At 69.8% G+C, this 24,418-nt stretch carries 24 protein-coding genes and 2 pseudogenes; 5 read left to right on the top strand and 21 right to left on the bottom strand.

Going from position 1 to position 24,418, the window contains the following annotated elements:
- Positions 1-6: 6 nt before the first annotated feature.
- From ACIRP2_RS14985 to ACIRP2_RS14935, 11 genes and pseudogenes are all read right to left on the bottom strand, one after another.
- A pseudogene (locus ACIRP2_RS14985) lies at positions 7-909 on the bottom strand (DNA cytosine methyltransferase); the annotation flags it as partial.
- Positions 910-1,030: 121 nt separating this feature from the next.
- Positions 1,031-1,132: pseudogene (locus ACIRP2_RS14980) on the bottom strand (DNA methyltransferase); the annotation flags it as partial.
- Positions 1,133-1,284: 152 nt separating this feature from the next.
- Complete coding sequence (locus ACIRP2_RS14975) at positions 1,285-2,457, bottom strand: DnaB-like helicase N-terminal domain-containing protein (protein ID WP_404250208.1); 1,173 nt, start codon at positions 2,455-2,457, stop codon at positions 1,285-1,287.
- The gene (locus ACIRP2_RS14970) at positions 2,454-2,684 is read right to left on the bottom strand and encodes a hypothetical protein (protein ID WP_404250206.1); all 231 of its coding nucleotides are present in this window, start codon (positions 2,682-2,684) and stop codon (positions 2,454-2,456) included. Before ACIRP2_RS14970 ends, ACIRP2_RS14975 begins: the two co-directional genes overlap by 4 nt.
- Complete coding sequence (locus ACIRP2_RS14965; RefSeq protein ID WP_404250204.1) at positions 2,681-4,051, bottom strand: type IV secretory system conjugative DNA transfer family protein; 1,371 nt, start codon at positions 4,049-4,051, stop codon at positions 2,681-2,683. The genes ACIRP2_RS14970 and ACIRP2_RS14965 overlap by 4 nt, the downstream gene beginning before the upstream one ends.
- Entirely contained in the window at positions 4,029-4,469 is a 441-nt protein-coding gene (locus ACIRP2_RS14960) for a hypothetical protein (protein ID WP_404250203.1), read from the bottom strand. The genes ACIRP2_RS14965 and ACIRP2_RS14960 overlap by 23 nt, the downstream gene beginning before the upstream one ends.
- Positions 4,470-4,564: 95 nt before the next feature.
- The gene (locus ACIRP2_RS14955; protein ID WP_404250201.1) at positions 4,565-5,230 is read right to left on the bottom strand and encodes a hypothetical protein; all 666 of its coding nucleotides are present in this window, start codon (positions 5,228-5,230) and stop codon (positions 4,565-4,567) included.
- 91 nt (positions 5,231-5,321) lie between these two features.
- Positions 5,322-5,723 (bottom strand): hypothetical protein, encoded by a 402-nt coding sequence (locus ACIRP2_RS14950; protein ID WP_404250199.1) that lies wholly within the window; start codon positions 5,721-5,723, stop codon positions 5,322-5,324.
- A gap of 483 nt (positions 5,724-6,206) precedes the next feature.
- The gene (locus ACIRP2_RS14945; protein WP_404250197.1) at positions 6,207-6,704 is read right to left on the bottom strand and encodes a hypothetical protein; all 498 of its coding nucleotides are present in this window, start codon (positions 6,702-6,704) and stop codon (positions 6,207-6,209) included.
- A 25-nt stretch (positions 6,705-6,729) separates the two neighbouring features.
- The gene (locus ACIRP2_RS14940; RefSeq protein WP_404250195.1) at positions 6,730-7,491 is read right to left on the bottom strand and encodes a hypothetical protein; all 762 of its coding nucleotides are present in this window, start codon (positions 7,489-7,491) and stop codon (positions 6,730-6,732) included.
- Between the two features lie 97 nt (positions 7,492-7,588).
- Complete coding sequence (locus tag ACIRP2_RS14935; RefSeq protein WP_404250193.1) at positions 7,589-8,152, bottom strand: hypothetical protein; 564 nt, start codon at positions 8,150-8,152, stop codon at positions 7,589-7,591.
- 275 nt (positions 8,153-8,427) lie between these two features.
- On the opposite strand from ACIRP2_RS14935, the gene ACIRP2_RS14930 reads away from it, so the two are divergent.
- The gene (locus ACIRP2_RS14930; RefSeq protein ID WP_404250191.1) at positions 8,428-9,015 is read left to right on the top strand and encodes a hypothetical protein; all 588 of its coding nucleotides are present in this window, start codon (positions 8,428-8,430) and stop codon (positions 9,013-9,015) included.
- Here the strand turns inward: ACIRP2_RS14930 and ACIRP2_RS14925 are convergent.
- The 7 genes from ACIRP2_RS14925 to ACIRP2_RS14895 form a co-directional block, all read right to left on the bottom strand.
- Positions 9,012-10,517, bottom strand: coding sequence for an ATP-binding protein (locus ACIRP2_RS14925; protein WP_404250188.1), 1,506 nt, complete (start codon positions 10,515-10,517; stop codon positions 9,012-9,014). The two genes, ACIRP2_RS14930 and ACIRP2_RS14925, sit on opposite strands and share 4 nt — an antisense overlap.
- 26 nt (positions 10,518-10,543) lie before the next feature.
- A complete protein-coding gene (locus ACIRP2_RS14920) occupies positions 10,544-10,996 on the bottom strand; it encodes a DUF6238 family protein (protein WP_404250186.1) in 453 nt (150 codons plus the stop codon).
- A gap of 25 nt (positions 10,997-11,021) precedes the next feature.
- Positions 11,022-12,488, bottom strand: a complete 1,467-nt coding sequence (locus ACIRP2_RS14915; RefSeq protein ID WP_404250183.1) for an SCO6880 family protein — start codon at positions 12,486-12,488, stop codon at positions 11,022-11,024.
- Positions 12,489-12,620: 132 nt separating this feature from the next.
- Positions 12,621-14,030, bottom strand: coding sequence for an ATP-binding protein (locus tag ACIRP2_RS14910; protein ID WP_404250180.1), 1,410 nt, complete (start codon positions 14,028-14,030; stop codon positions 12,621-12,623).
- Between the two features lie 28 nt (positions 14,031-14,058).
- Positions 14,059-14,739 (bottom strand): hypothetical protein, encoded by a 681-nt coding sequence (locus ACIRP2_RS14905; protein ID WP_404250177.1) that lies wholly within the window; start codon positions 14,737-14,739, stop codon positions 14,059-14,061.
- The gene (locus tag ACIRP2_RS14900; RefSeq protein WP_164179986.1) at positions 14,739-15,047 is read right to left on the bottom strand and encodes a DUF6112 family protein; all 309 of its coding nucleotides are present in this window, start codon (positions 15,045-15,047) and stop codon (positions 14,739-14,741) included. Before ACIRP2_RS14900 ends, ACIRP2_RS14905 begins: the two co-directional genes overlap by 1 nt.
- 90 nt (positions 15,048-15,137) lie before the next feature.
- Positions 15,138-16,283: a C40 family peptidase gene (locus ACIRP2_RS14895; RefSeq protein WP_404250174.1), complete on the bottom strand. Its 1,146-nt coding sequence runs from the start codon at positions 16,281-16,283 to the stop codon at positions 15,138-15,140.
- 580 nt (positions 16,284-16,863) lie between these two features.
- Between ACIRP2_RS14895 and ACIRP2_RS14890 the strand changes: the two genes are divergently transcribed.
- The gene (locus ACIRP2_RS14890; RefSeq protein WP_404250171.1) at positions 16,864-17,610 is read left to right on the top strand and encodes a DNA-methyltransferase; all 747 of its coding nucleotides are present in this window, start codon (positions 16,864-16,866) and stop codon (positions 17,608-17,610) included.
- A gap of 97 nt (positions 17,611-17,707) precedes the next feature.
- Here ACIRP2_RS14890 and ACIRP2_RS14885 read toward each other — a convergent pair whose 3' ends face one another.
- On the bottom strand, positions 17,708-18,640 hold the full coding sequence (locus ACIRP2_RS14885) for a hypothetical protein (RefSeq protein ID WP_404250169.1): 933 nt from the start codon (positions 18,638-18,640) through the stop codon (positions 17,708-17,710).
- Positions 18,641-18,749: 109 nt separating this feature from the next.
- Positions 18,750-21,200: a WD40 repeat domain-containing protein gene (locus tag ACIRP2_RS14880; RefSeq protein ID WP_404250166.1), complete on the bottom strand. Its 2,451-nt coding sequence runs from the start codon at positions 21,198-21,200 to the stop codon at positions 18,750-18,752.
- Positions 21,201-21,400: 200 nt separating this feature from the next.
- On the opposite strand from ACIRP2_RS14880, the gene ACIRP2_RS14875 reads away from it, so the two are divergent.
- The 3 genes from ACIRP2_RS14875 to ACIRP2_RS14865 all read left to right on the top strand — a co-directional run bounded on the left by ACIRP2_RS14875 (position 21,401) and on the right by ACIRP2_RS14865 (position 24,128).
- Positions 21,401-21,634 carry a hypothetical protein gene (locus ACIRP2_RS14875; protein WP_326765291.1) on the top strand — a complete coding sequence of 78 codons (234 nt, stop codon included), beginning with the start codon at positions 21,401-21,403 and terminating at the stop codon, positions 21,632-21,634.
- A gap of 404 nt (positions 21,635-22,038) precedes the next feature.
- Positions 22,039-23,355: a DNA cytosine methyltransferase gene (locus tag ACIRP2_RS14870; RefSeq protein WP_404250161.1), complete on the top strand. Its 1,317-nt coding sequence runs from the start codon at positions 22,039-22,041 to the stop codon at positions 23,353-23,355.
- A complete protein-coding gene (locus ACIRP2_RS14865) occupies positions 23,352-24,128 on the top strand; it encodes a very short patch repair endonuclease (RefSeq protein WP_404250159.1) in 777 nt (258 codons plus the stop codon). Before ACIRP2_RS14870 ends, ACIRP2_RS14865 begins: the two co-directional genes overlap by 4 nt.
- 6 nt (positions 24,129-24,134) lie before the next feature.
- Here the strand turns inward: ACIRP2_RS14865 and ACIRP2_RS14860 are convergent, their stop codons facing one another.
- On the bottom strand, positions 24,135-24,323 hold the full coding sequence (locus ACIRP2_RS14860; RefSeq protein ID WP_404250156.1) for an AbrB/MazE/SpoVT family DNA-binding domain-containing protein: 189 nt from the start codon (positions 24,321-24,323) through the stop codon (positions 24,135-24,137).
- Positions 24,324-24,418 lie beyond the last annotated feature (95 nt).

The following is a 24,418-nucleotide window of genomic DNA, read 5'->3' as shown; positions in this document are numbered from 1 at the left end:
GGAGCGCTATCGGTCGGCGCAGCGGGGACAGCGGGGGAAGGGTGGTGCCAGCAACTGCAATGCGCGCGCGGCCTGTTGTGGGACGACGCCGTTGCCGAGCGCGGTGAGCTGCGCTGGACGGCCGAGCCCCGGAGTCGCGGTGACCCAGCCGGCGTCGAGTCCCTGCATCCACTCCACGAAGTCCGCGCGGAGCCGACCGGCCGCATCCGTGGGGGCGGGGGCCGGACGGGTGAGGCTCTCCCATCGGGTGATGGCGGATCCGTACGCTCCCCATCGCCGGTCCGCGCCCCCGCCTCCGGCGTCTCCTCCGCCCAGAGGGGCAGGACCACCGCCGACAAGGGAGGCCGCCATCCCTTCCCGGGCCGGCGGCCAGGGGTGCCCGTGTCGCTGGCCCTCGGGGGCGGAAGCAGAGACGCAGCCGCACTGGGCAGGGTCATGTCGCCATTGCCGTGCCGCTGGTTCGGCGAGCCCTTGATTCCGTCCGACGCTTTCGGGGTCGGCAGCAGCCACTCGACCTCGTCGGCCAGGTTCGGACCGTGCCCCCCGCTCTTCCGCTTCGATGGATGCTGGCTGCCGCCGTTCTTCCCGATGTTGCTGGTCGGCGTCTTCAGCAGGGTGCCCGGCGGGCCATGCGGCGAGGAAGGTCCGCTCGCGGCGGTGCGGGGCCCCGACGTCGGAGGCGCGAAGCACGAGCCACTCCGCGTCGTACCCGAGGTCGGCCAGGGATCCGAGTACGGCACCGAGTGTCCGCAGAGCAGGCTGACCTGCGGTGTCTCCCAGACACCACGGGCAGGGTTCCACGTCGCCAGGGGAACCGGCGGGGGAGGTGAGGAGGCCGCGGACATTCTCGATCACAACCAGGCAGGGTCGGAGGGCTGAGACCGCACGGGCGACGTGCAGCCAGAGCCCGGAGCGGGTCTGGGCGTTGAGTCCGGCCCGGCGGCCGGCGACCGAGACGTCTTTGACAGGGGAAGCCGGCCGTCAGGACGCACACCCGGGGGACGGTGCACCAGTCGACGGCGGTGATATCGCCCAGGTTCGGGACGCCGGGCCAGTGGCGGGCCAGGATGCGTGAGGCGTTCGGGTCGACCTCGGCGTGCCAGGCCAGCGTGCCGCCGAGCGCGGACTGCACGCCCAGGTCGAGGCCGCCGTACCCCGAGCACAGCGACCCGATCAACGGGGCGGCGAGGCTCGGGGCCGTGGCACGTAGGTCCGGCGCGGGTGCGGAGATGGAGTAGATCAAGGCGAGTTCCAGGGGCAGAAGAGGCTGGTGGGGAGGGGATCTCACGAGTGGCCGCGCGAGGGTGGTCGGGCTGCTGACAGCGTGGGGAGGCGGCTGGCCGGGGCTGGAGGTGACGCGCCTGGGCGGGGTGTGCTGCGGGCGCGGGCGGCCCTCACTCGATCGGGCGGCGGCTCGGCCGTCGGCGGCGCGGATGCCGTGGCCTTCGGAGCCGGACTGCTGTTCGCGGTGGCCCAGCGGGCACGAACCTCGTCGAGCGGACCGAGCGCGTGCAGGGCGTGGTTGATCAGCCGGCCGGGCCCCAGAACCTCGTCCTGGGCCAGGGTCCGGATGGCTCGCGCGGAGGCGGCGGCGGTGCGGGTGACGGAGGAGCGCATCACCCGCTGTCCGAACCAGTCAGCGCTGCCGGGGACCATGCCTTCGCAGACGGCGGTCAGCTGCTCGCTCGACACTGTGCCGTCGGCCAGCAGACCGCGTCGCTGGGCCTCCCAGAGCAGGGTGATCCGGTCGATGGGTTCGCCCCGGTGGTGCAGCGCGCCCAGGCACCGGTAGAGCTGCCCGTGGGTCGGGTCGGCGAAGTCTCCCGGCCGCAGCCAGGCCACCACCTCGCCCATGGCCCCCGGCTGTTCGGCGAGGACGGCCAGGAGGAACCGCTCGTCCTCGGCGACCTGGCCGCTCTGCGCCGGAGGCGGGATGTCCGTGGCGGCAGAGGGCCCAGCGGTGGGTGGGACCGGTCGAGGATCGGTTCCCCAGCGTCGCGCAAGGTCGGTGAGTACGCCGCTCAGGACGTCCGCCGTGCGCAACGCTCCCTCGACCTCGCCCTGGACGGCGTCGGCCCGAGCCGCCTGGTGGAGACGGATCGCGTGCTGGGCGACGGTGCGGTGAATCGCCCCCTCCAGCACCATGCGGCCGTACACCGGGGCGTGCTCGGTTCGGGGACACGCCTGGATCAGGGTGTGGGCGTACGCCGCGGTCAGCCCGCGCACGTGCTGTCCGGCCTCCTCGACCGCGTCGGTCACCCACGACAGCGGCAACGGACCATCGGCCGAGAGCGCGGGATGCCCGTCGTTGCGCAGCTTGCGGAGGGCGTCGAACAGCGCCTGGTGGACGGGCCGATAGAAGTGATCCGCAGCGAGCCACTCCAGGTGCGTGAGCTGCTCGGGGTCGAGGAGCACGGCTCCGAGGACCGCCTGCTCGGCATTCATCAGCGGGTTCACCGCCGGCCGCCGGGATCAACGGAGGACGCCTCGTCCTGCCGGATGAGGAGGTTGGCGACTGCCCGGTCGGCAGCGGCCATCGACAGCGCGAAGTCGTCCAGGACGGCGGTGAAGGCGGGATCGGAGGCGGGGACCGAGCCGGCCCCGCCGTCAAGCCACCACCGGCCACCGCGCAGGACGACCGGAGCGTGGGCCAACCGCCCCTGCTGTGGTGTGGGCGCGCTCATGCCGACAGTCCAAGATCGTCCTGGCCGACGCTCTTCGCGAGGGCACGCTCGGTGATGGCCTTCGTGGCGCGAGCGGAAGCCGGGCCGACCACCTTGGCGGAGGGCCCCTTGTACCAGGGCTTGAGGTTGAGCATGGCGACCCGGATGCCGGTGGCCAGCAGCAGCACCTTGCCCTTGGGCAGGGCGCGGATGGCGTCCGGCGGAAGGATCCGCTCGGTGCGCATGCTCACCGAGGTGGACTTGCCGCCCTCGCTCGTCGACACCGAGGTGGTCTGGACGTCGTGATCGCCGACCTGACGGCTGAGCCGGTCGGCGAAGTCCGCGTCATCGATGCCAGAACCGATGATCTTGATGGTGGCGGCGGAGTACAGGGCGTCCATACCGGCCTCGCCCCAGCACCGCTGGCCCTGACGGTAGGACTGCAGGATCGTCATCGGGATGACGCCCCGGCTGCCCAGGTGCGAGTAGAGGTCGGGGAGGTCGCTGATGCGGCACACGTTCGCCGCCTCGTCGAGGACACACAGGGCGGGCGGGTCGAGTCGCCCGCCGGAGCGCTCGGCGACGATCACGGCCGCGCGCATCACGGCGTCGGCCGCCGCCGCGATGATCGCGGACGCACTGCCGCCGCCGTCCTTGCTCAGCAGATACAGGGTGTCGCGGGACGTGGCGAAGGCGAACGGCTGGAACTCGGGGAGGTCCTCGTTCGGGGTGACCCAGGCGGCGACGTCCGGGTCGAGCAGGCAGCTCGCGTACTGCCTCGCCGTCTCATAGATGCCGTCGCGCGTTTCGGTCGCGCCGGAGACGGTGCCCTGGAGCTGGGCGGCGACGGCATGGTGGCCGGCGTCGGTGAGCAGGTCCACCGGGGTGCGGTCGGCCGGCATCGCGAGCCAGGCCAGGACGTCGGTGATCGGCCGACGGTGGGACGCGGCGGCGAGGAAGAGGGCGCCGAGGGTGTTGCTCGCGGCGGTTGACCAGAAGTCGGAGCCGCTGGACTCGTCCACGCTCGCCGTCACGAAGTGCCCCGCCAACCTCTTCGCCCCGGCGAGATCGCGGGCGTCAGCGAGGATGTCCCACCACATCTCGCGCGGGTGGTGGGCGATCTGCTGCGGATCGAGGGTCCAGATCGTGCCGACCTCGGCGCGGGCGTCCACCGTGGCGGTGAAAGCGTCGTTCGCGGCTTTGTTGCTGGTGAGCAGGACCGGACCCGGTGCCGAGAGGATCGCGGGGATCGCCAGCCCGGACGTCTTGCCGGAACGCGGAGCCATGATCGCGACGATCACGTCCTCCCAGGACGCGCGGACCTCCGCACGACCGGGATCGAGGGTGCCGAGCAGGATGCCGCGGTCAGCGGGCGCGACCTCTTTCACTCTCCCGGCCGCCCAGGCTCGGGCGGAGGCTCTTCGCCTTGGCGACGATCTCCCTGTCCAGCAGCGGCGCCAGGTCCGCCTTGCGGGCGAGGCCGGACTTGGACCCGGCACGCCAGCGCATCCACAGCACCGCAGCGGTGACGACCAGGGCAACGGTGAGCAAGCCGGGGACGACGCGGGCACCGACCATCAGCATGCTGGTGCTCAAGGTCGGCCACAGCACCTCCGGGTGCAGCAGCGCGTCCGTGACGCGGAAGGGGGCCCATGCCCCGCTCCCGACGAAGGTATTGGTGAGATTTCCGGTCAGCCAGGCCAGGGAGCCGAAGGCCATGGCGGCGCCGAGGATGCCGAACAGGAGGTAGAGGAGCGCGTCCGACCCGGTGGTGGTCGAGGGCGCGCTGGTGCGCGGGGAAGGCACGGCGGTTCCTTGGGTGTGCGAGCGGGCGGGGGCGGGGCGCGCTCGGCTCTCGTGCAGCTCATGGGGGAACTCCTGGACGTCTGAGGCGGAACGTTTCAGCGGGGTCGGCCGGCAGGACGAGGCGCGGGCGGAGGTGCTGCGGTGGCCGGCGGACTAGCAGTCGACGGCGATGTTCCGGCGTGTGGCGAGGAGGCGCGGGCCGCCCGCTGCCGGTCTGAATCGACGTTCCGGGCAGCGGACGGCACAGGTGCAGCCTCGGCACCGAGGACATCGTCGAGCAGCTCCCGGCTGCGCAGAACGTTGACCATCTGGTGGTGCCGGGGGTCCGTGCGCTCTGCGGGACAGGCGGCGAGACCGTCCTCGGCGACTTCCAACTGCTCACGGACGTCCTGGAGCATTCCGTACGCGGCGGCCAGTCGCGTCCACGTCTCGAAAGTCGGATTGTGATGCGGGTCGTCGAAGTCGAGACGGGCGCGAGTCCAGTCGGCGGCAGAGGCCACGAGTTCGGTCAGCTCGGGCAGAGCACCGACCAGCGCGCCGTTGACCTCCTCGATGATGCCCGCCACTTCATCGGGCGAGGCATCCTCGTGGAGGCGAGAGATCATCCCTCGGACCGAGTACGGATCGGCGGAAGCGCTGGGCAGGTGCCTGACCTGCAGCGGCTTGTCGGAGCCCGGTGCCGCGCTGCGGTGGACGAGCCGGATGTTGTGTTGCATGGCCGCACCGACGGCCTCGCCGATGCTGGAGTAGTACTCGGGCACGTTTGCCTCTTCGGGTGAGTGGTCTTTGACGGGTGAGTCGAGCGGGGACGCGCGACGTACTGGTGGCCGACGGCGAAGAGAGCCGCCGGGGTCACCGTCGGGGGGTTGCGGCGCGCGGCGGGTGACCCGTCGTAGTGTGCGGCGCCGTCTGGGAACTGGACGCCGAGGACACCTGGGCCTGGTTCGCCGCAGGAGAAGTGGCCAGAGCGGCACCACGGTGATCACGGACGGTCCGTGCTGCCGAGTAACTCGTCGAAGCGGCGCCGACGCGGCGTAGCTCGGCCTCGGAATCGACGAGTTCGGACTGGGCCGAGCTGACGAACTCCGAGGCGAAGCCGAACCGGTCGGCGAGCGCATACGCTTCGTCGTCCAGGTCGTTGACCTGTTCTCCCGCCGCTTCCAGCGCCTCCCGGACACGCTCCAGAGCACCGTGCTCGGGGTGAAGGAGGTGGTCGACTGCGCGCTGAAGGCTGGCCCCGTCTTTCGGCCGCACGGATCTGGTCCGTGATGCTGAGACGTTCGGCTCCGGCGGCGTAGCGCCCGAGGGCATGCACCGGAGGGCTCATCCGGGCCGTGTCGAGAGAGGGCGGAAGGGTGACGTCATAGCGAGCGGCTCGAAGCATCTCGGCCGCATGGGTGGCGATGGAGACCTGGTCGGCGAGCGGAGTGGTGGTGGGAAGGCGATGGCGTCGGCCGTGCCAGTCGTCGATCTGCTTGAAACCGGCGTGGCGGAGGAGCTGCGCGGAGAGGTCATCGGTAGCGCCCTTGGCAACGACGCTGCCGCTGAACTCGGACGTGATGGTGATCGAGGTAGGCACGGAAGTCTCCGGGGCAGAGGGAGCGAAGGACCCGCTGAAGGTGGGCCAGTGGGCGGAGCGTCCGGCAATTCCGGGGTTTGGTCCGGCCGAGAATCGCTGGTAGAGGCCGCACGGTGGCGGTCAGCCGGGCGCCCCGCCGCAGCAGGGCACCCGGTCGGTCAGAAGAACGGGTTCTCTGTCGGCCGGTCGGCCCCGGTGGCGGCTCGGAGTAGTTCGGCGAGGTCCTCCGGCCCGGACGACCTCTGGTCTATCCACCACCCGGCGCGGGTCACCGTACGAGCGCTCTCCTCGTTCTCCGCCCACTCCACTTCGCTGGTCGTGCCTTCGGTGACCAGTGCGGCGTAGGCGTTGGTCAGGATCTGGTGACGACAGCGCACGCCCCAGGGAACGGCCCGCTCGGTCCCCTCCAGGGGAGGCATCCGGTACTGCTCGGACCAGGCTTCGGACGCGGTCTGCTCCTCGGCGCGCTTCGCCTTGAGCCAGGCGGCCTTGTCCTGCTCGTCGCCCTCGTTCGAGGCGCGCCAGCAGTCCGTGCACTCCTGCCTGGCGAGCCACTCGGCGAAGCCGGCGCGGCGGTCGGCCGGTCGGTCGGACAAGTCGCGGTCGGCATGGTGACCGCAGGTGTGGTCGATAGGCCAGATCGTCTTCGCGGCCATGGAAGGGCCTCCTTGAGGAGTTGGATCAGCGGTCGCGGGAGTACGCGATGCGGGGGTCAACTGGCCGGACCGCCGGTGTGGTGACGGCGGCGGGGACCGGCGCCCTGCCCGGGATACCGGCACGGGCCGGGTTGGCGGCGAGCGCGGCGGCGCTCAACGGAGACGCGCGAGCGGGACCATGGCCGCGCTCACGGCCGGCGGCCGGTGGGGCAGCAGGGCGGGGCCGAGCCGTCACCTCTTGAGCGAGGCGGGGCTGCACTGCGACCTGGAGCCCCGAACGGTGCAGGGCCACCGTGGCGTCGGCGACTTTCCCCAGCGCCTCGACGCGATCGGCGGTCGCGGGGAGCGTGTAGATGTCCAGGCTCGAGTTGTGCCGCCAGCCGTTCTCCACCAGCGCGAGCCCGCTGAGGCCGGAGACACGGTCGTCGAGGGCTGCGACGATGCCGAGCTGTGGGTGATCGGCGAAGGCGACGCCTGGTTCACCGAGCGGACCGCGGTCGCGTACCTGTGCCGTGTCGGGCGCCGGTGCAGGGTCAAGTGCGGCGTCCACATCGACCTGGTAGCCGGCATTGCGCAGCAGCTCGATGGCCCGGCTCGTACGGCCGTGTCCGTCACGGTTCTGGTCGGCCAGCGCGTACAACGTCGGCTGGTCGGGGACGGGATGGAAGTCGAATCCCTTGAGCATCCAGGTGCTGGCCGCGAGGTTCTTCGGGTTCGCGGCGACGATGCCGTGGACGGGGTGGTGGCCGAAGGCCAGGTCGGGCAGCACGTCGTAGTGGCTGGGCATGGCAGATCCATCCGAGGCGGGTGCGGTTACAGGTGCGGGCGACGGGCGGATCAGTTCTGAGGGTGCGGTGCACGGAGGGCTCCTGGGTCGCCGTCGGTCAGAGCCGGGGAGCGGATGAGGGACGAGCTGGCGACGGTGCGGCCCGCGCGGAAGACTCCGTCGGCGGACCGGTCGGGAGCGCGCGCTGGCCGATCGACGGTGCAGGGGCGAGAGCGACACTCGCCTGGGATGGAGCGGAGCTGGGTGGGAGCACGTTGGCGGCGCGCTCCTTGCCGGATCGTTCCTGCTCCTGGCGTGGCGGTACGCCAAGCTGGTCCAGGCGGGCGTCGACGCTGGTGAGGAGATCCGGCACGCTGCCGCCGTGGCGCGCATGCGGACCGTCTGGCTCGGAGTCGTAGATCACTTCGTAGACGGCAGGCGCGGCGGATCGGTGGCGGGTGACCATCCAGCTTTCCGGGGACTCGGGGTGCTTGGAGGGCGGCTCCTGCGGGGGCGAGATGATCAGCGAACTACCGTCGGGAAGCTCGGCGTGGACGATGTAGTCGCTGAGGCCGTACTCGACGGTGCACTCCAGGCCGCGCTGCCCGAGCATGGAACAGAGGGCGGCCTGAAGGCGCCGCGGATCGGACGCGGAGGGCGAGGGCGGGCCGTCGTGGTGCATGGAGTTCTCCGTTGCGGAACGCCCCGCCGGGCGGTGTGAGCCGTCGGAAGTGTGGGGCTGGAGGAGTGCGGTGATCCATGAGGATCCGGAGATTGGGCGATTTGGTGCGGCCGTGACTGCGTGCTAGGGATCACCGCGAGCGACCAGGAGCCGGCGGATGCGATGCCGGGGGGGACCGAGGGCGAGGCGGGTGACGCAGCAGGGGTGTTGTGAGTGGACCGGGTCAGGGCGACGCGCGCCCGTTCGGTCTGCGCCGGCCGTTCGGTGTCCGCCCGGTGAGCGAGGAATTCGCCGACGCGCACCAACGCCGGGCCCTTGTAGCCCAGTTCGTGCGAGTAGTGCCAGCCTTCGGTGTTGCGGTGCTCCTCGGCACGCTCCTGGTAGAGGTGGAGCACGCTCGGCTGCGAACCGTCCATAAGGGCCATGACGCCGTCCCATTCGTGCCGCAGCTCCTGCGCCCGGAGCAGGATGGTGTCGATCCCGCGCAGCCGACGGAGGTCGTCACTGATCGGCCCCTCGACGTAATCGGGGCCGTCGGCGGCGGCGCGGACCCCGGCCAGCACTTCGGGTCCGTGGTCAAGGAACACCTCGGCGTGCTTCCACGCTTCGGCATCCCGCTTGACCTTGCCGTCCCCGTAGACCTTGTCGTCCAGCGGCCAGCCGTCCGCGTCGCAGAGGGAGTCCGAAACCGCGTCCCAGGCGTCGCACGCCTCGTTGATCCCGGCGGCGGCCGAGGCCAGTGCCGGAAGGTGTCGTCGCCACGCCAAAGGGTCGGTGGCCTGCGACGGCTGGTCGTCACCGGAGGAAGGAGTAGAAGAAGCAGACATGATCGATTCCTGTTGCTGTGCTGGTCGTTGGGCTAGGCCGCCATGCGGGCGTCGGTGTCGAACAGCTCCCGCTCAGCGGGGTGGAGGATGTGCTGGGTGATGAAAGAGCGGTCGGCGACCTTCCACAGACCTCGGCCCTTGGTCAGGGCGGAGACCGCCTGGGTCTCGACGCCGGTCAGGCCGAGCAGAGATGCAGCGGCGGCGAGCTGGTCGGGCTCCTGGCGGTAGATGATCCGGGTGGAGCAGTCGGCCAGCAGGCCCTCGGCCAGGACTCGGCCGCGTGAGCCGGCGTCGCCCGCCGAGAGCAAGTCGCTGAGGCGGTGGATCACCATGAGGTTCGCGATGCCCAGCCCTCGGGAGAGCTTCCACTGGCTCTGCATCCGCTCCAGCAGCCCGACGTGCCGCATCAGCCGCCACGCCTCGTCGTAGATCACCCAGCGCCGACCGCCATCGGGATCACTGAGGGCTGACTCCATCCACGCGCTCGCGCACGTCATCGCGAGCACCAGTGCTGTGTCGTCACCGGAGCCGCCGAGACGGGAGAGGTCGATGGACAACATCGGCGTCGTCGGATCGAACGCCACGGTCGACGGAGCGTCGAACATGCCGCTCAAGTCGCCGTGCACGAGACGCCGCAGTGCGTGGGCGGGGTCTTGGGCGGCCGAGCCAAGGTGCCCGGCCTGGTGGCCGAGGGCCTGGTCGAGGCGATCAGGGGAGCCGAGTACGTGCGCGATCTCGCCGAGCAGCGGCACCGTGCCCCGGGCGTCGGCGTCAGCGACGACCAGGTCCAGGGCCAGGTCGACGGCGGTGTGCTCCATCGGCAGCAGATCGCGCTTCAGCACGGTGCGGGCGAGGCTGGCCAGGAGCAGCAGACGGCGCTTGCGGACCTCCGTGAACCAGTCCTCCTCGCTGACTGAGGAGGGCCGGGCCGGGGCGTCGAGCGGGTTCAACCGGCCCGGGAGCCCTGGTCCCAGAGCGATGCTGTAGCCGCCGAGTGCCTGCGAGACGCTGGTCCACTCGCCCTTGGGGTCGCACGGGATGTAGACGCGGTAGCCGTGGGCGATCGACCGGGTGGCGATGGACTTCGCCAGCGCGGACTTGCCCATGCCGATGATCCCGGCCAGGACCGCGTTGGGGTTGGTGAAGCCCTCCACCCTGCCGCTGTTGTAGAGCGAGAACGGGTCGAAGCAGAAGGCCGCCTCCGCGTGCACATCGCGGCCGATGAACACCCCTTCGGCGCCCAGGCCGCCCTCGGCCACGAACGGGTACGCGCCGCTGGCTGTGGCGGTGGTCATCCGGTGGGCGGGCAGGGCGAGCTTGCTGCCGCGGGCGGAGGCCGGACCCGGGCGACCGGCGAGCGGGTAGGTGGGCCGCAGATCCGGGTCGAGGGTCTGCTCGGCGCGGTGCTTGGGCGGGTTTCCGGCGAGGCGTGCCTGGCGGCGGGCTTCGGTGAAACCGGCTCGGGCGGCTCGCTGCTCGGCGCGCGTCGTCTTACGGGGCACGAACAGAGGGGAGGCGCTGGCGCGGGTACGGGGCATGAACGGTTCTCCAGGTGAGGGGTGGGTCAGCGGCGGACGAGGCCGGTGAACGGGGCGTGCAGGTCGGCCGGGGTGGTGCGCCGCCGCACGAGATGAGCAGTGCGCTGGTGGCGCTGGCAGATGGTCAGTTCCGGTGGTCCCTCCGGAAGGCCGGCCTGGCACGCCTCCGGTGCGGGGATCTCGCCGGAGTCCGGCCGGGGCGCCGCGTGGTAGGCGGCGTGGAGGTGCTCGGCGGCCTGCCAGATGCGGGTGCGGGCGGTACGGAGCTGGTCGCCCTCGACCGCGACGAGCTGCCCGGTGCGACCGGTGTGGGCGTCGAGCAGCCCGTACAGCGAGACGAGGTGGGCGTGCAGGGTGTCCAGCTCGGCCCGGGTGGTGACCAGCGGGCCGCCCGGGATGTTGAGTGCCCGGTTGAAGTCGAGCGCGGCGGTGGCGAAGGGCACGAAGTCCTGCGCGGTCGGGCTGGCGGTGCGGGACATGAGGGTGCTCTTTCGAAGGGAAGGGTCAGGCAGCGAGCGCGAGCGGCAGGGCGGCGGCGGTGAACGCCTCGGCCTGCTGCCAGGTCAGCGGCCGGAGATCGAGCTGGGCGCCGACGGCGGCGGTCTCCACGACGGCGCAGGCGGTGCGCAGCTCGTCCTCGGTGTCGGCCGAGACGGTCAGCAGACCGGTCAGGGCGACGTCGGCGTGCCCGGCGATGAGCTGGCGTTCGCGGGACTTGATGTCCTGGTACTCGATCGAGTCCGCCTCGGAGTCGACCTGACCGCGCCGGGCCCGTTCGGCGGCATCGGCGATCACGCTGGACTTCTTGCGCTGCACGTCGCGCAGGGCGGCGTCGAGGTTCTTTGGCTTGTAGGAGAGCGACAGCGTGCGCCGGACGCCGCCGGTGAACAGGAGCTGGTGCAGGAAGCCGGCGCTGGTCTCGGTGCGCGGCCAGTTCTCCACCCAGTAGGTGGCGTGCACGGCGGAGTCGGTGGCGATGTGGTCCGCCTTCTCGACGACCACGACGGGGCCGGCGGCGGCGGGCTCGGCCTCGGGGCGACCGGCCGTGGACCAGCGGTCGAGTGTCGCCAGCGCCTTCGGGTCGTAGGAGGTGCGCACCACGGCGGCGATTTCGCGTGCGGTGAGCCAGCCCGTCGGGGTGAGCCCTGCGGTCCGCGCCGACTGGTCGAACGTGGAGGTGAGCTGGGCGAGGACGCTGAAGGCACCGGTGAGACCGCCGCCGGCCTGGTTGATCAGCCGACGGGCCGCCTTGGTGTCCAAGGACACCGCGACGTACGCCTCGTGCGGGGCGGCTGCGGGGCCGGCGCTCTGGATCAGCTCGTTGTAGATCGCCCCGGCCATGAGGGTGTCGGGTCGGCAGTGCTCTTCCCAGTAGCGGCGCAGCGCGTCGCCGGAGTCGGGGATGGTGCGCTCGATCACCTGGATGCGGGCGATCTGCCCGGTACGGGCGAGGGCCGCCAGCGCGCGTCCCCAGCCGCCGACGTTGGCCTGCTGGGTGCCCGGGTCGAGCAGGGCGTAGGCGCGGGAGGAGACCTTGACCACCGCGGTCAGCGTCCCCGTGTGCGGGTTGTGGACGGCGCCGTATTTGCCATCGGGAGCAGTGGTCACGCGCAGGCTGGCAGCGGTGCCGGGAAGGTGGAGCAGTCCCTCGCGGGTCGGCCGGCGGGAGGGCCGGGTGAGCCAGACGAGCTGGCCTCGCATCCGGCGCAGCGCGTATCGGACGACGATCGGGGCCCAGCCCGCCAGAGCACGGCCTCGGTGGCGGACGAAGATGAGCAGCGCGATGACCGCCCACAGCGGTATGAGCTGGAGGGCGCCGACCACACCGCGGGCGAGGATCACGGCGAGAAGGAGAAGGCCGGTGAGTCCGGCGACGACCAACTGCGGGACGGTCAGGCCGAGCAGGACGCTGCGCCTGCTGCGGTGGGGAAACTTCACGGTGGGCGTGGAGGACTGGTGCTTGCCGGACATGGTGGTTCCAGACGGTGGGAGCGGGCGGAGGACGGGGCGCGCGGCGCTCTTCTGGACGTCATGGCGAAACCTTCCTGCTGGTGGGGAGGCGGGGGCGGGCCGTGGAGTGCGGCCCGCCCCCGGGGATGTGGGTCAGGAACCCGACGGCGGCTGGGTGGGATACACCCAGTTCGTCGGCGTCGCAGAGCCGGTGGCCAACGGCCCGGACGCGGACGCCGGAGCGCCCGAAGCCGAAGGTCCGGGGTCGGCTGGCGGCATGGAGGTCATGTCGCCGCCCGGAGCCGATGCGCCTGTGAGGTGACCGGAGCCGCCCGCAACGCCTTGGGCAGTCGATTCGGACCCTTCCGGTTCGTCCTCGCCAGGACGTGTGATCAGCGGCGGAGTCCCGGGGCGCTGGATCAGGGCACGGCCCTTGTCGCCGGAGGCGTTGGGGTCCTCGCCGTACCGGAAGCGGGTCTGCTGCTTGGGCGGCCCGGCGTCGATGCCCTCCTTGCTGAGGTTGGTGCCCGAGGGGTTGATACCGGAGGCGACGCCATCGGTCCCTGCACCGGGGACCTGGTTCGGACCCTGCGGAGCTGGCGTTCCGGTACCGGCCCGCAGTGCGAGGCTGCCTGCGGTCTTCGCGGCTCCGGCAGCGACTGCCATGCCGGCGACGCCGGTACGGTGCATGTCGTCGTGGCCACCGCCGTCACTGGCCCAGTGGACGAACTTGTACGTCGCGTAGGGGCAGAGCAGCACCAACACCATCACGACGATGCCGGCCATCGCGTCGGACAGGGCCGCCATTCCGTCGCTGGCGTCGGTCTTGCCCATGGCGGAGACGCCGACCAGGAAGACGACGGTCATCAGGAGCTTGGAGACGATCAGGGTGCCGGTGGCCTCGATCCAGCCGCGCCGCCACCGCTTCGCGACCTCCCAGCCGCCGCCGGCCCCCGCGAATACCGCGAGCGCGACCATGATCAGGACGCCGACCTTGCGGGCGACCATCACGCCCCAGTAGAGGAAGGCGCCGATCGCGCACCCGAAGGCGACCAATGCGGGCACACCCCAGCCGAGGCCGTACATGGCCCCCATCTGATCGACCTTGATCACACGTCGTATCGCGTCGTCGGTCGAGGTGTTGGCGGCATTGAAGAGGCCGTCGGACAGCGCGTCGACCACGGTGATGGCGACGGTGGTGAAGGCGATGGCGGAGAAGCTGAACAGGACTCCGGTCATGGTGCCGAACGCCGCCTTGGCGAGGGCACGTTCGTCCCGGCGCCAGGCCGCGGTCATGAGCTGGATGCAGAAGATGCCGACGGTCAGGGCGAGACCGATGGGCAACAGCAACTCGTAGTTTTCGCGGAACCACCCGGCGTTGAGGTCGATGGCCGTCGTCTTGTTGACGGCCTTGGCGGCCAGGTCGGCCGCGCTGGACGCCAGCTCGCCCGCCGACTTCGCGATCCACGCGCCGAGACCGTCGGTGACGGTGCTGGCGGGGTTGGTGGCGAAGTCGACGGCGCCGCACACCTTGTCCATCAGCGGGAAGTCGCAGACTCCCATGGGTCGTACCTCCGTTCTGAGGCGAGGGTCAGGGCGCGACCGACGGCATGACGCCGACCAGGGCGCAAGGGTCATTGGGTCGGCACTGGACCGCGAGGGTGGTGGAACGGCTCTCCGCGCCGCCGGCGGACGCGCCCTTCCAGCGAATCGACTGCTTGCCGGAAACCGTGACGGCGTAGACGTACGCCTGAGTGATCGCCCCGGGGTCGTCCTGGAGGGCCTGGGTGAAGGCGTGGGGGAAGTGCCCCTCGTTGATCTTGGCGGTGGCGACCTGCTCGTTGGCGGCCATCTCCCTCCACAGCACGGCCGAGGGGACCACCTGGTCGACGGAGGCCGGATCGGCGAACTTCGACTCCGTGGTCAGCCAGCCGCGCAGCGCATTGCGCAGTTCGGGCTGCGAGTACGCGCGGGTGTCGTACGACCACAGCGCTGCTGCGGCGGCCTTCCCGTACGTGATCGGGTCGTGGGTTTTCGGCGGAACGGGGAGAGTGCGGGGCCGGGTGTGCGGCCCGGACGGTGCCGCGGACGACGAGGATGCCGTGGGCGAACTCGGCGGTGGCGCCGCAGTATCGGAGGGGCTTCGGCCCTCGCGGGTGAGGTAAGCGGCCAGGCCGGCGAGGGCGACGAGCACCGCCAGGACGGCAGTGCCGAGCAGCGCCCGGCGGCGCACGCGAGATGCGCCGCCGGGGTGGGTGGAGTGCTGAGCCATCAGTGGACCTGCGTCCCGAGCGTCGAGAAGAACGCCACCACGCCGTTGGCCGCGCCGAGCAGAAGGGCCGCGCCCGCGCTGACCAGCACGCCCTTCTTCCCGTTCGCCTCGGCCTGGTGACCACCCGAATGGTGACCCCAGGCCCACACGCCCGCACTGACGGCGAGGGCGCCGACCACGGCGATGAGCCCGAAGAGGTTGATCGAGCCCATTACCTGCTTGAGGACGTTGAGGCCAGGGAGCCCGCCCTCGTTCGGCTTGATTCCGGGGTCGTAGGCGAGCTGTATGACCTGGTCAGCTAGATGCATGGGAACTCCAGTTCGAATGAGTGCACGCCAAAGCCCGGCGGGGCGAACCAGCGGTGCGAGGGGGGAGATGAGGAGGGGGAGGAGCGCCGGTCAGACGACTCGGCGGGCCGCGAGAATCCGCGATTTCCAGGACGCGACGGTGGTGATCCGCACGACGTCACCGGTGTGCGGGGCGTGGACGATCAGGCCCTGTCCGATCGCCATCCCGACGTGTTCCGGTACGGCGGCCGTCCCCTCGGTGAAGAGGAGGTCGCCCGGCTTGAGGGCATCGACCGAGACGGCCTTGCCGTCCTTGACCTGCGTGTACGTGGTCCGCGTCAGGGTGACCCCGGCGGCCTTGTACGCGCCCTGCATCAGGGAGGAGCAGTCGCAGCGGCCCATCGGGTTCTTGCCGTGGGAGTCGGTGCAAGTCCCGCCCCACTGATACGGGGTGCCGAGCTGGCCGAGCGCCCACCGGATCGCCGTCTGCACCTTCGGCGGTGCGGAGGCGGGGATCTCGTACTCGTCCGGCAGGGCGCCCGCCGGGATGGTGCCGAAGTCCGTCCCGTCGCCGTCCGCCGAACAACCGCCCGCGGAATCTGGAGAGGGGCTGCCGGTGCCGGCAGAGCCGGACGGCGACGGGCTCGGCGATGCACCGCCGGCCTTCTGCAGCAGGGGCTCGATGGCCTTCTGCAGGGCGGTGGCCAGTGGCTCCCACTTGGCGTAAGCCTCGGGGAAGCCCGACTTCTGCACCGCCTGGGCGGCCTGGGTGACCGACAGGGACTGCCAGCCGGAGACCTTCTTGAGCCCCTCGTAGAACTTTGTCGAGGCGTGCACCGGGTCGAGGATCTGGCTGGCCGTGCCCCAGCCCATCGACGGCCGCTGTTGGAAGAGACCCAGCGAATCGCGGTCGCCGTAGGTCAGGTTCCGCAGGCCGCTCTCCTGTAGAGCGGTCGCCAGGGCGACGACCTGCCCTCGGGCGGGGATGTTCATCGCGACGCCCGTGGCCTGGATCGTTTTGGCGTTGGGCACCTGATCGGCAGGCGCGTCCAGGCCCGGCACTGAGGCCGAGCCCTTGTCGCCGCCGTCCAGGATGGCCTTCACCTGCTTGGCGACGGCGGAGGCGTCCACACCCTGCGCATCGTCGGTCGAGCACGAGGCCGAGGCAGTCCCAGCACCGATGCCAAGGATCGGCAGTGCCAGCAGGAGTGGTCCGGTGGCGCACAGACCGACGAGGGCCCCCGTCGTCTTCTTCACGGCCGCCGCCGTTCAGTACGACGACGGTGCGGACCAGGCGACGGAGGTGGGTCGGGGCGCGGTTGTGCCAGGACATGCTGCATCGCAGCGGCTCCTCGGTGTTCGTAGGAGGCGCGGTGCCGACTTCTCGTGCAAAGCCGTCGGCATCGCGCCGATGTGCATCCGCCTCTCGGCGGGCCCGGGTCAGAGGAGTTGGTAGCTCCCGGACGCCGGTTTCAGGTCACGCGCGGCAGCCAGCCGCGCTCGTAATCTCAGGCAGTGCACAGGGGCCTCCTCACGGCGCTCGCGGGCAGATGGACAACATGCCTCCGACGCTGCTCGATTGGACGAGACGGCACGGATAAGCACAGCTCAACGGGGGTGGAACAGTGCTCCTTCCCGGTGGCACGGCGAGACAGTAGACCGGGATTCCGGCCGCACCAAACGACTGCCGTCCAGAGGCCCGAAGCGGGGAACGACCTCGTTAGGCGCGGCCGGAATTCGCCGTTAACCTCCGCTGCAACCTCGCACCGGATGCACGCCGTTGAGCGCTGTCCGGAGCAGGTCCAGACTCCGCCGTGCCCGAAGAAAGGCCCTCCCCATGAGCTACACGCTGCACCGAGGCGATGCCCTGACCGTCCTGAAGTCCCTCCCGGACGAGAGCGTCCAGGCAGTGATCACCGATCCGCCGTACAACTCCGGGGGCCGCACCAGCTCCGATCGAACCGGCCGTACCGCCCGTGCCAAGTACGTCACGAGCAAGTCGGCGCACGACCTCGCCAACTTCCCGGGAGAGAACCGCGACCAGCGCTCCTACCGCTCCTGGCTCACCGAACTGCTCACCGAGGCGTACCGTGCCTCGACCGAGCACGCGGTCGCGATGGTCTTCACCGACTGGCGACAGGAGCCGACCACCTCCGACGCACTGCAGATGGCGGGATGGACCTGGAGCGGCACGATTCCGTGGATCAAGCCCTCCAGCCGGCCCCGCAAGGGCGGACCGAAGCAGGACTCGGAGTTCATCATCTGGGGCGTCAAGGGCTCCCTCGACAACACCCGCGACCTCTACCTGCCGGGCCACTACATCGCCTCCCAGCCCCGCAAGGGCCGGGTTCACATCACCCAGAAGCCAGTCGAGGTCATGCAGCAGCTCGTCCAGGTCTGCCCCGAGGGCGGCACCGTCCTCGACCCGTTCACCGGCAGCGGCTCTACCGGGGTCGCGGCCCTGCGCGAGGGACGCCGCTTCGTGGGCGTCGAGCTGTCCGCGCATTACGCCGACGTTGCCGAGGAGCGGCTGCGTGCCGAACTGACGAAGGACGACTTCGAGCTCGCCGGACCGGAGACATGAGCGTGAGAGCGGAGAGGCCGGGGCCGGCGGCCCACAGACGCCAAAGGGGCGGCTGGTGCATCGACTAACCGATGCACCAGCCGACCCTCCTGTTACGTCAGGCCGCCTCGAACGCCCGCCGGATCAGCGGCGCCGCCTTCTCCAAGTCGGCTGCCGAGACGACGCGGACCTCCAGGTCGCCGGTCCCGAGGTGTCCGATGCCGCGCATGTCCCGGGTGAAGCCCTCCTCCAGCTCGACCGTGGCCGGGTCGAGTCTGAGGTACACCAGGATCGCCTCGTGCTTCGGACGGAAGATCACCGACGCCACGTTCACCAACCGCCGGTAGGCGATGTAGTGCCGCAACGACGCGACCTCGACCTCGCCCCACGCCGTGAGCGCGTCGTCCACCTCCGCGTACAGGTCTCGCAGGCACTCCGGAACGAGGCTGGCACCCGCCGGCGAAGAAGCCACCGGGGCCGCCGCGATATCGACCGCCGTCTCCCGCTCCCGATTTCGCCGGGACGAAAAGGCGCTCGGGAAACCGGGAGAGGAGTCGACGAGCAGCAAGCTCAGCAGACCGCCCTCGAAGATCCGGTAGCGCACCAGGTCGATCCGCTCGGGCAGCCGCTGCACGGCCACACGGTCGTGGTGGGAGAAGCCGGCCGCGATGCAGACCATCCGCGGTCGACGCCAGTCGATCGACTCGGCGGCCTCCGTGCCCAGTACCTTCCGCACGAGCGCCTCGAACTCGTGGTGCGCCGACTCCAGCCAGGACAGGTATGAGACGGCCTGCGACAGCACCCCGCTGTCAGAGCCCTTTTTGAACTCGATCACCACCGGACTGCCGTTCTCGTCCAACCCCAGGGTGTCGATCCGCCCCCGATGCCACGGACCGGTCGCGTACTCCGACGCCACGAACCGGATACCGAGCATCTGCTCCAGCCCGGCCTCGACCCGCCGCTGCAGCTCCACCTCCAACGTCACCGTCGAACCGGACAGCTCGACATCCCGACCGTCCGCTTCCCGCCGGAACAACATCAGCTCGGCCACCAGCGCCCCCTCCCGCGATCTCCGCAAGAAGACCAATTAACGGGAGGCTCTGGGTATTCCGCTTCGGCAGAGGGAGGGCGGCTTGACAGTCATTCCGTGCCCTATTGGATCAACCTCGAGATCCGACGAGACTGCTCACCAACGGAGGCACCCACAACCGAACGGTGCGATCGACGCTCGCGGTGGCGAGCACGGAACTGTCCGGGGAGAAAGTGACTGCCGTCACGGCGTCATGATGGCCGGTGAGAGGCTCTCCCACGGGTTGGTGGGTGGACGGGTCCCAGAGGCGCACAGTGCGATCGTTGCTGGCCGTGGCGACCAGGCTGCCGTCGGGGGAGAAGGCCACCGCCGCGACGGCGTCATCGTGGCCGGTCAGGGGCTTTCCAACTGGCTGGTGGGTGGTCGCATCCCATAGCTGTATCGAGTGATCATCGCCGGCGGTGGCGATCAGGCTGCCGTCGGGGGAAAAGGCCACGGAGCTGACAGAGCCGGTGTGGCCGCCAAGGAGCTCGCCTGTTGACTTGCGACTGGCTGCGTCCCATAGCGGCACTGTGCCGGCATCGGTGGCGGTGGCGATCAACTTGCCATCAGGTGAGAAAGCGACCCCCGTTACGAGCCCGTGGTGGCTGGTCAGTGGGCTACCTGAAGCCTGTTGGGTAGTTGGTGACCACAGTCGCACGACGTCACCGTCATTGGCGACGGCGAGTAGGGTGCCGGTGGGGGAGAAGAGCACCGATGTGATGGGGCCGAGGTGGTCGGCCAATGGGCTACCTGCCGGCACCCGGGTGGCCGCGTCCCACAGGCGTACCGCGCCGCCGCGGTCCGCCGTTGCGATCAGAGCGCCGTCGGGGGAGTAAGCCACAGCCATCACCGAGTCACGGTGATTCGTCAGGGGTCTGCCGACTGATCGCCGGTTGGCCGGGTCCCAGAACCGCACCGTGTCGTCGGCACTGGCTGTCGCGAGTTGGGTTCCGTCGGGGGAGAACACCACCGACCAGACCGCGTCGCGGTGGCCGATCAGAGGGGCCAGAGAGATACCTTCACCGTTCTTGAGCGCGGTGAGGACACTTCTGCTGGCGAGGCCCCGCGCGGTCAGAAGGTCGAGTCGAGTGCGCAGTTCGGTGTTCTCAGCGACCAGGCTCTCGTGCGAGTCCTCGCCGTGACACGCACGCTGCGCCGGGACAGGCACAGGCGGGGCCTCCTCGGCTTTCGATAGCCGCACTGTGTGATCGTAACCAGCGGTGGCGAGCAGGCTGCCGTCGGGGGAGAACGTGACGGCCGTGGCGGAGCCGGTGTGGCCGGTGAGGGGTGCTCCGACGGTCTGGTGGGTGGCCGGGTCCCAAAGGCGCACGATGCCGTCGACGTCGGTGGTGGCGAGCAGGCTGCCGTCGGGGGAGAACGTGACGGCCGTGGCGGAGCCGGTGTGGCCGGTGAGGGGTGCTCCGACGGCCTGGTGGGTGGCCGGGTCCCAAAGACGCACCAGGCCGTCGTCGCTCGCGGTGGCGAGCAGGTTGCCGTTGGGGGAGAAAGCCACTGACCTGACGGGGCAGGAATGGCCCATCAAGGGCTTGCCGACTTTCTGGCGAGTTGTTGGGTCCCAAAGGCGCACCATGCCGTCAAAGCTGGCGGTGGCGAGTAGGCCGCCGTCGGGGGAGAACCTCACCGCTGTGACGGCTCCGGTGTGACCAGTCAGCGGCTGACCTACGGCTGCGTGAGTATGCCCATCCCAAAGGCGCACCGTGCAATCGAAGCTGGCGGCGGCCAGCAGGCTGCCGTCAGGGGAGAACGCCACCTCTGTGACCGCGACGTCTTTCGTGGTCGGGAGTACGTTGACCTCATCATGGGTGGCGGGGTCCCAAAGCCGCACATTGCCATCATCGCTGGCGGCGGCGAGCAGGGCGCCGTCGGGGGAGAACACGACTGACCTCATAGTGCTCTCGCCACCGATCATGGGCTCACCGGCAGTTAGGCGGGTGGCGGGGTCCCAGAGGGCCACCACTCCGGCGGCGCTGGCGGCGGCGATCAGCTTGCCATCGGGGGAAAACGCCACTGACCATACGAAGCCGGAGTGGGGCAGCACCGGCAGCACGGGACGAAATCTCAGGCGTCGGCTGTTCTCCATCGGCGCGGGCGAGTTTGTCACGAGGACCGGCGTAACGAGAGCCGGCGTGGTCGGTGAGGAGTCAACCGGGACAGGCGTCCGCACCGGCTCGGATGCCGAGGGCGCGTAGCGGGCCTCGGTACGCAGCTGTTCGAGCCGGGTCCACTCCGTACGCCATGACTCGACTGCCGGATCATCGCGGCTCACTGGAGACCGGCGGTCGCTGGAGAGACTCAGCATTGCCCGGACGAGGGCGATGAGGAAGTCGATCTTGGGCAGGCGCTTTCCACGGAGGGTGTCACTGATCGTGGTGACTGGCAACGACTGCCCACGGGGCGCGGCCCGGCTGATGTCGCGCTGGGAGGGGCGGCCGCAATCGGCCTGCAACTTCCGGAGGTTGGCGGCGAAGCCCGCGAGTTCGCGGTCAAACGCGGCCCCGGAAGCGTCCTCGTGCGCCACGTACGTCCCCCCGATGGTCTGTGGGGCTCAGCGTAGGACGCTGGTTGCCGAACAGGACCGAATTTCGCCGAACACCACCGTACAGAGTGCGTGTTCGTTCGTTGTGCCACGCCGTACGGCGATGGCCTGCGGCGATCGAGTCTAACCGGGTTCGTTCGCGCTGTATGAGGTATGGCGGGTGGGGCTGGTGTGCTGGGCGCATGGATGAAATCGAAAAGACCACTCCGTCCCCGGCTCAGCAGACTGCCCTCACGCACGACTCGGCGGAGGTGGCATCCCCCCGGGATCGAGTTCTCGACCTCGTCGCGCTGCTGGTCCTGATCACGCTCTCGGCGGGTGTCTTTATGCTCGCTGGCCCCGAGGCGTTCACCGCGGTGACGAGCGTCGGTTTGGGCTTGTTCGCGGCCTGGCGTGGCAGGCCGCCGCGTTCGTGACCGCCCGGCCGTTGGGACGGCCGCTCGGCCCGCGTCCACGGAGCGCTATCGCGGTGATCGGCTGATGGGATATCGGGAGGTGGCCGTCCGGCCGCCTCCCGTGTCCGTTGACCAGCACGCTCGCACGGGCCTGGCAGGGCGGACGGGACGTGTCGACTCCGTTACCCGGCAGCGTGCTCGGTGCCCCAGGGACCTGACGGCCGAGTCGACGCCCGCGCGGGGCCGCGATCTGGGCCCTCCTTTCCGGTCTCGGACGCCCGAGCGGCCTGTGGCTGAGCTCGGTGAGGGCTCGGCCGGTGGATGGCTGGGAGTACCCGACCGAACCATCTTCGGCCACTCGTGAAAGTGAGGTGAACCTCTCGACGACGGTCACAGTGGTCATATTTCCGCGGTATGCTTTCGCAATGGTTGAACTGCAAGAAGAGTCAAAGCGTGATCGCACCGGGGTCGAGCTGTTCGCGGGCGCGGGGGGGCTCGCCATGGCGGTCCACGGGGCGGGCTTCCGGCCATTGCTGTTCAACGAGTTCGCCCCGCGAGCGTGTCAGACCCTGGAGGCGAACGGGGCGAAGCCTCGGGGGGACGAGGAGCGCATCCCCGAGCCCGGGGAGCCGTGGCCGCTGGTGGAGGGCGACGTCCAGGGCCTGGATATGAGCTATCTGCTCGGTCGTGTCGACGTCCTCGCTGGCGGTCCGCCGTGCCAGCCGTTCAGCCTGGGCGGGATCGCCAAGGGGGACGAGGACAGGCGCAATATGTTCCCTCAGATGTTCAAGGCGATGCGCCAGATCCGGCCCAAGGCCGTCATCTGCGAGAACGTCGTGGGATTGCTCAGGCCATCGTTCAAGCCCTACCTCGACTACATCTTGCGCGAGATGGAGATGCCCTTCGAGCTACGAGATCCCGAGATCCCTTGGCAGAAGCACGATCAGGCCCTCATCGAGGCCAGGCGCAGGACTGCCGGCGATCCGTCGGAGCGCTACAAGGTAGTGATGACGCGCGTTAACGCCGCTGATTACGGGGTCCCTCAGATCAGGCACCGCATCATCATCGTCGCCTTCCGGGAGGACCTCGGTGTCGACATCGACCAGTTCAATGAGGACGTGCTTCCCCGGTACTCCGAGCAGGCGCTCTTCCGGTCCATGCTCGACGATTCCTACTGGAAGCGTCATCCCGAGGTTCCCGATCACGTGCGTGCCATGGCCATGGCCAGGGCCAGGGCCGGGATCCGGAAGGACGTTTCACTCACTCCGGATGAATCGAAGCCCTGGCGTACCTTCCGGGACGCCATCGCCGGCATCGACGAGAACGAGGGCAAGCCCCTGCCGAAGATTGATTGGGACAGGCTCGACCGCAAGGAGTATCGCGCCGACGGGTTCACCGATCACATCGGATGGCCCGGCGCTCGGATCTACAAGGGCCACACGCCCAACGAACTGGACCGCCCCGCCAAGACGGTGAAGGCCGGCGTCCACGGCGTCCCGGGCGGGGAGTCCGTGATGCTGACCGATGATCTGGAGACTTCCGAAGGCACTACTTACAGGCACAGGTATATGACTGTGCGAGAGACGGCCCGCGTCATGACGTTCCCCGACGATTGGAAGCTCGAAGGACCTCGTGGGGAGAAGATGCGGCAGCTGGGCAACGCGGTCCCGGTGAAGCTTGGCGCGGTATTCGCCGATGCGGTGGCGAAGGCTCTCGATACGGCGTCGGGGCCAAGGGCGTGAGTGATGTGGCAAAGCCACCTCAGAGCCGCTGGAACGACAGGTTGCCCCCCGATCGCGCCTGGAAAGGGCGGTCGGGAAGGACCCGGAAGGCCCTGTCCGTCGAACAGGACAAAGCGGCGGGCGGTCGCCATCGGCGCGAGGTTGACCTGGGTGACGGCCGCGTGGCGCACGCCTCGGTCTCATTGAGGGTCTTGCCCAAGACGCGGCGCATCCGTGCGTCACTGCGGTGGGGCGACGGGAGGAAGTCCCCGGAGCGCTATCTGGGTGAGGTCGAACACGACAACCGTGAGGCCAACCTCGCTGAGGGATGGCGGCTGGCCTGGGCTAAGGGCCTCTTGAGGGAGGAGACGTTGCCCGAGGGCTCGACAGCCTCGACGCTGGCGGTCCGTGCCTCAATGCAAGGCAACCGTGGAAGGGACACGAAGCCCGAGAAGGCCATCAGGTCCCTCCTCTTCAAGGAAGGGCTTCGCTACCGGGTCAACGCACCGCCGATCCGGGGCCTTCGGCGTAGCGCGGATGTGCTGTTCCCGAAGGCACGAGTCGCGGTCTTCGTCGACGGCTGCTTCTGGCATGTCTGCCCGGAGCATCATCGACCAGCGACGAAGAATAAGGACTTCTGGGCGGAGAAGTTCGCCGAGAACCAGCGGCGGGACGCCGAGACCAACCGGATCCTGGAGGAAGCGGGCTGGACGGTCATCCGGGCTTGGGAGCACGAGGCACCGGAGGAGGTGGCACGACGGGTCATCTCAGCAGTCCGGCGTGCGACCGGCTAGCTGCGGTTACAGCTCCTCGCCATGCAGTAGGTCATCGATGGCGTCGGTCAACCTGCGCAGCACGATACGGCCGTCACCATCGCTGTACGCGAGGACGACACTCCCCGTGTCGAGACCTGCCTCGGCGAGAATCCCCAAGGGCATCTCCACCCGGCCGCTCGAGTCGATGGTGACTTGCGCTGGTTCCCGGATCATGATGCGAGTCTCGCACGCGGTGAACCGCGGTGGCACTCCCCAGGGCAGGGTGCGGAGTGGTTCCAGCAGGGGTTTCGAGATCTATGTCCCGCAGG

The organism is Streptomyces sp. NPDC101194, assembly GCF_044767885.1.
In the GTDB taxonomy this organism is placed as follows: Bacteria; Actinomycetota; Actinomycetes; order Streptomycetales; family Streptomycetaceae; genus Streptomyces.
The sequence above is the reverse complement of the archived record's forward strand: the minus strand, read 5'-3'. Positions and strand labels throughout refer to the sequence as shown.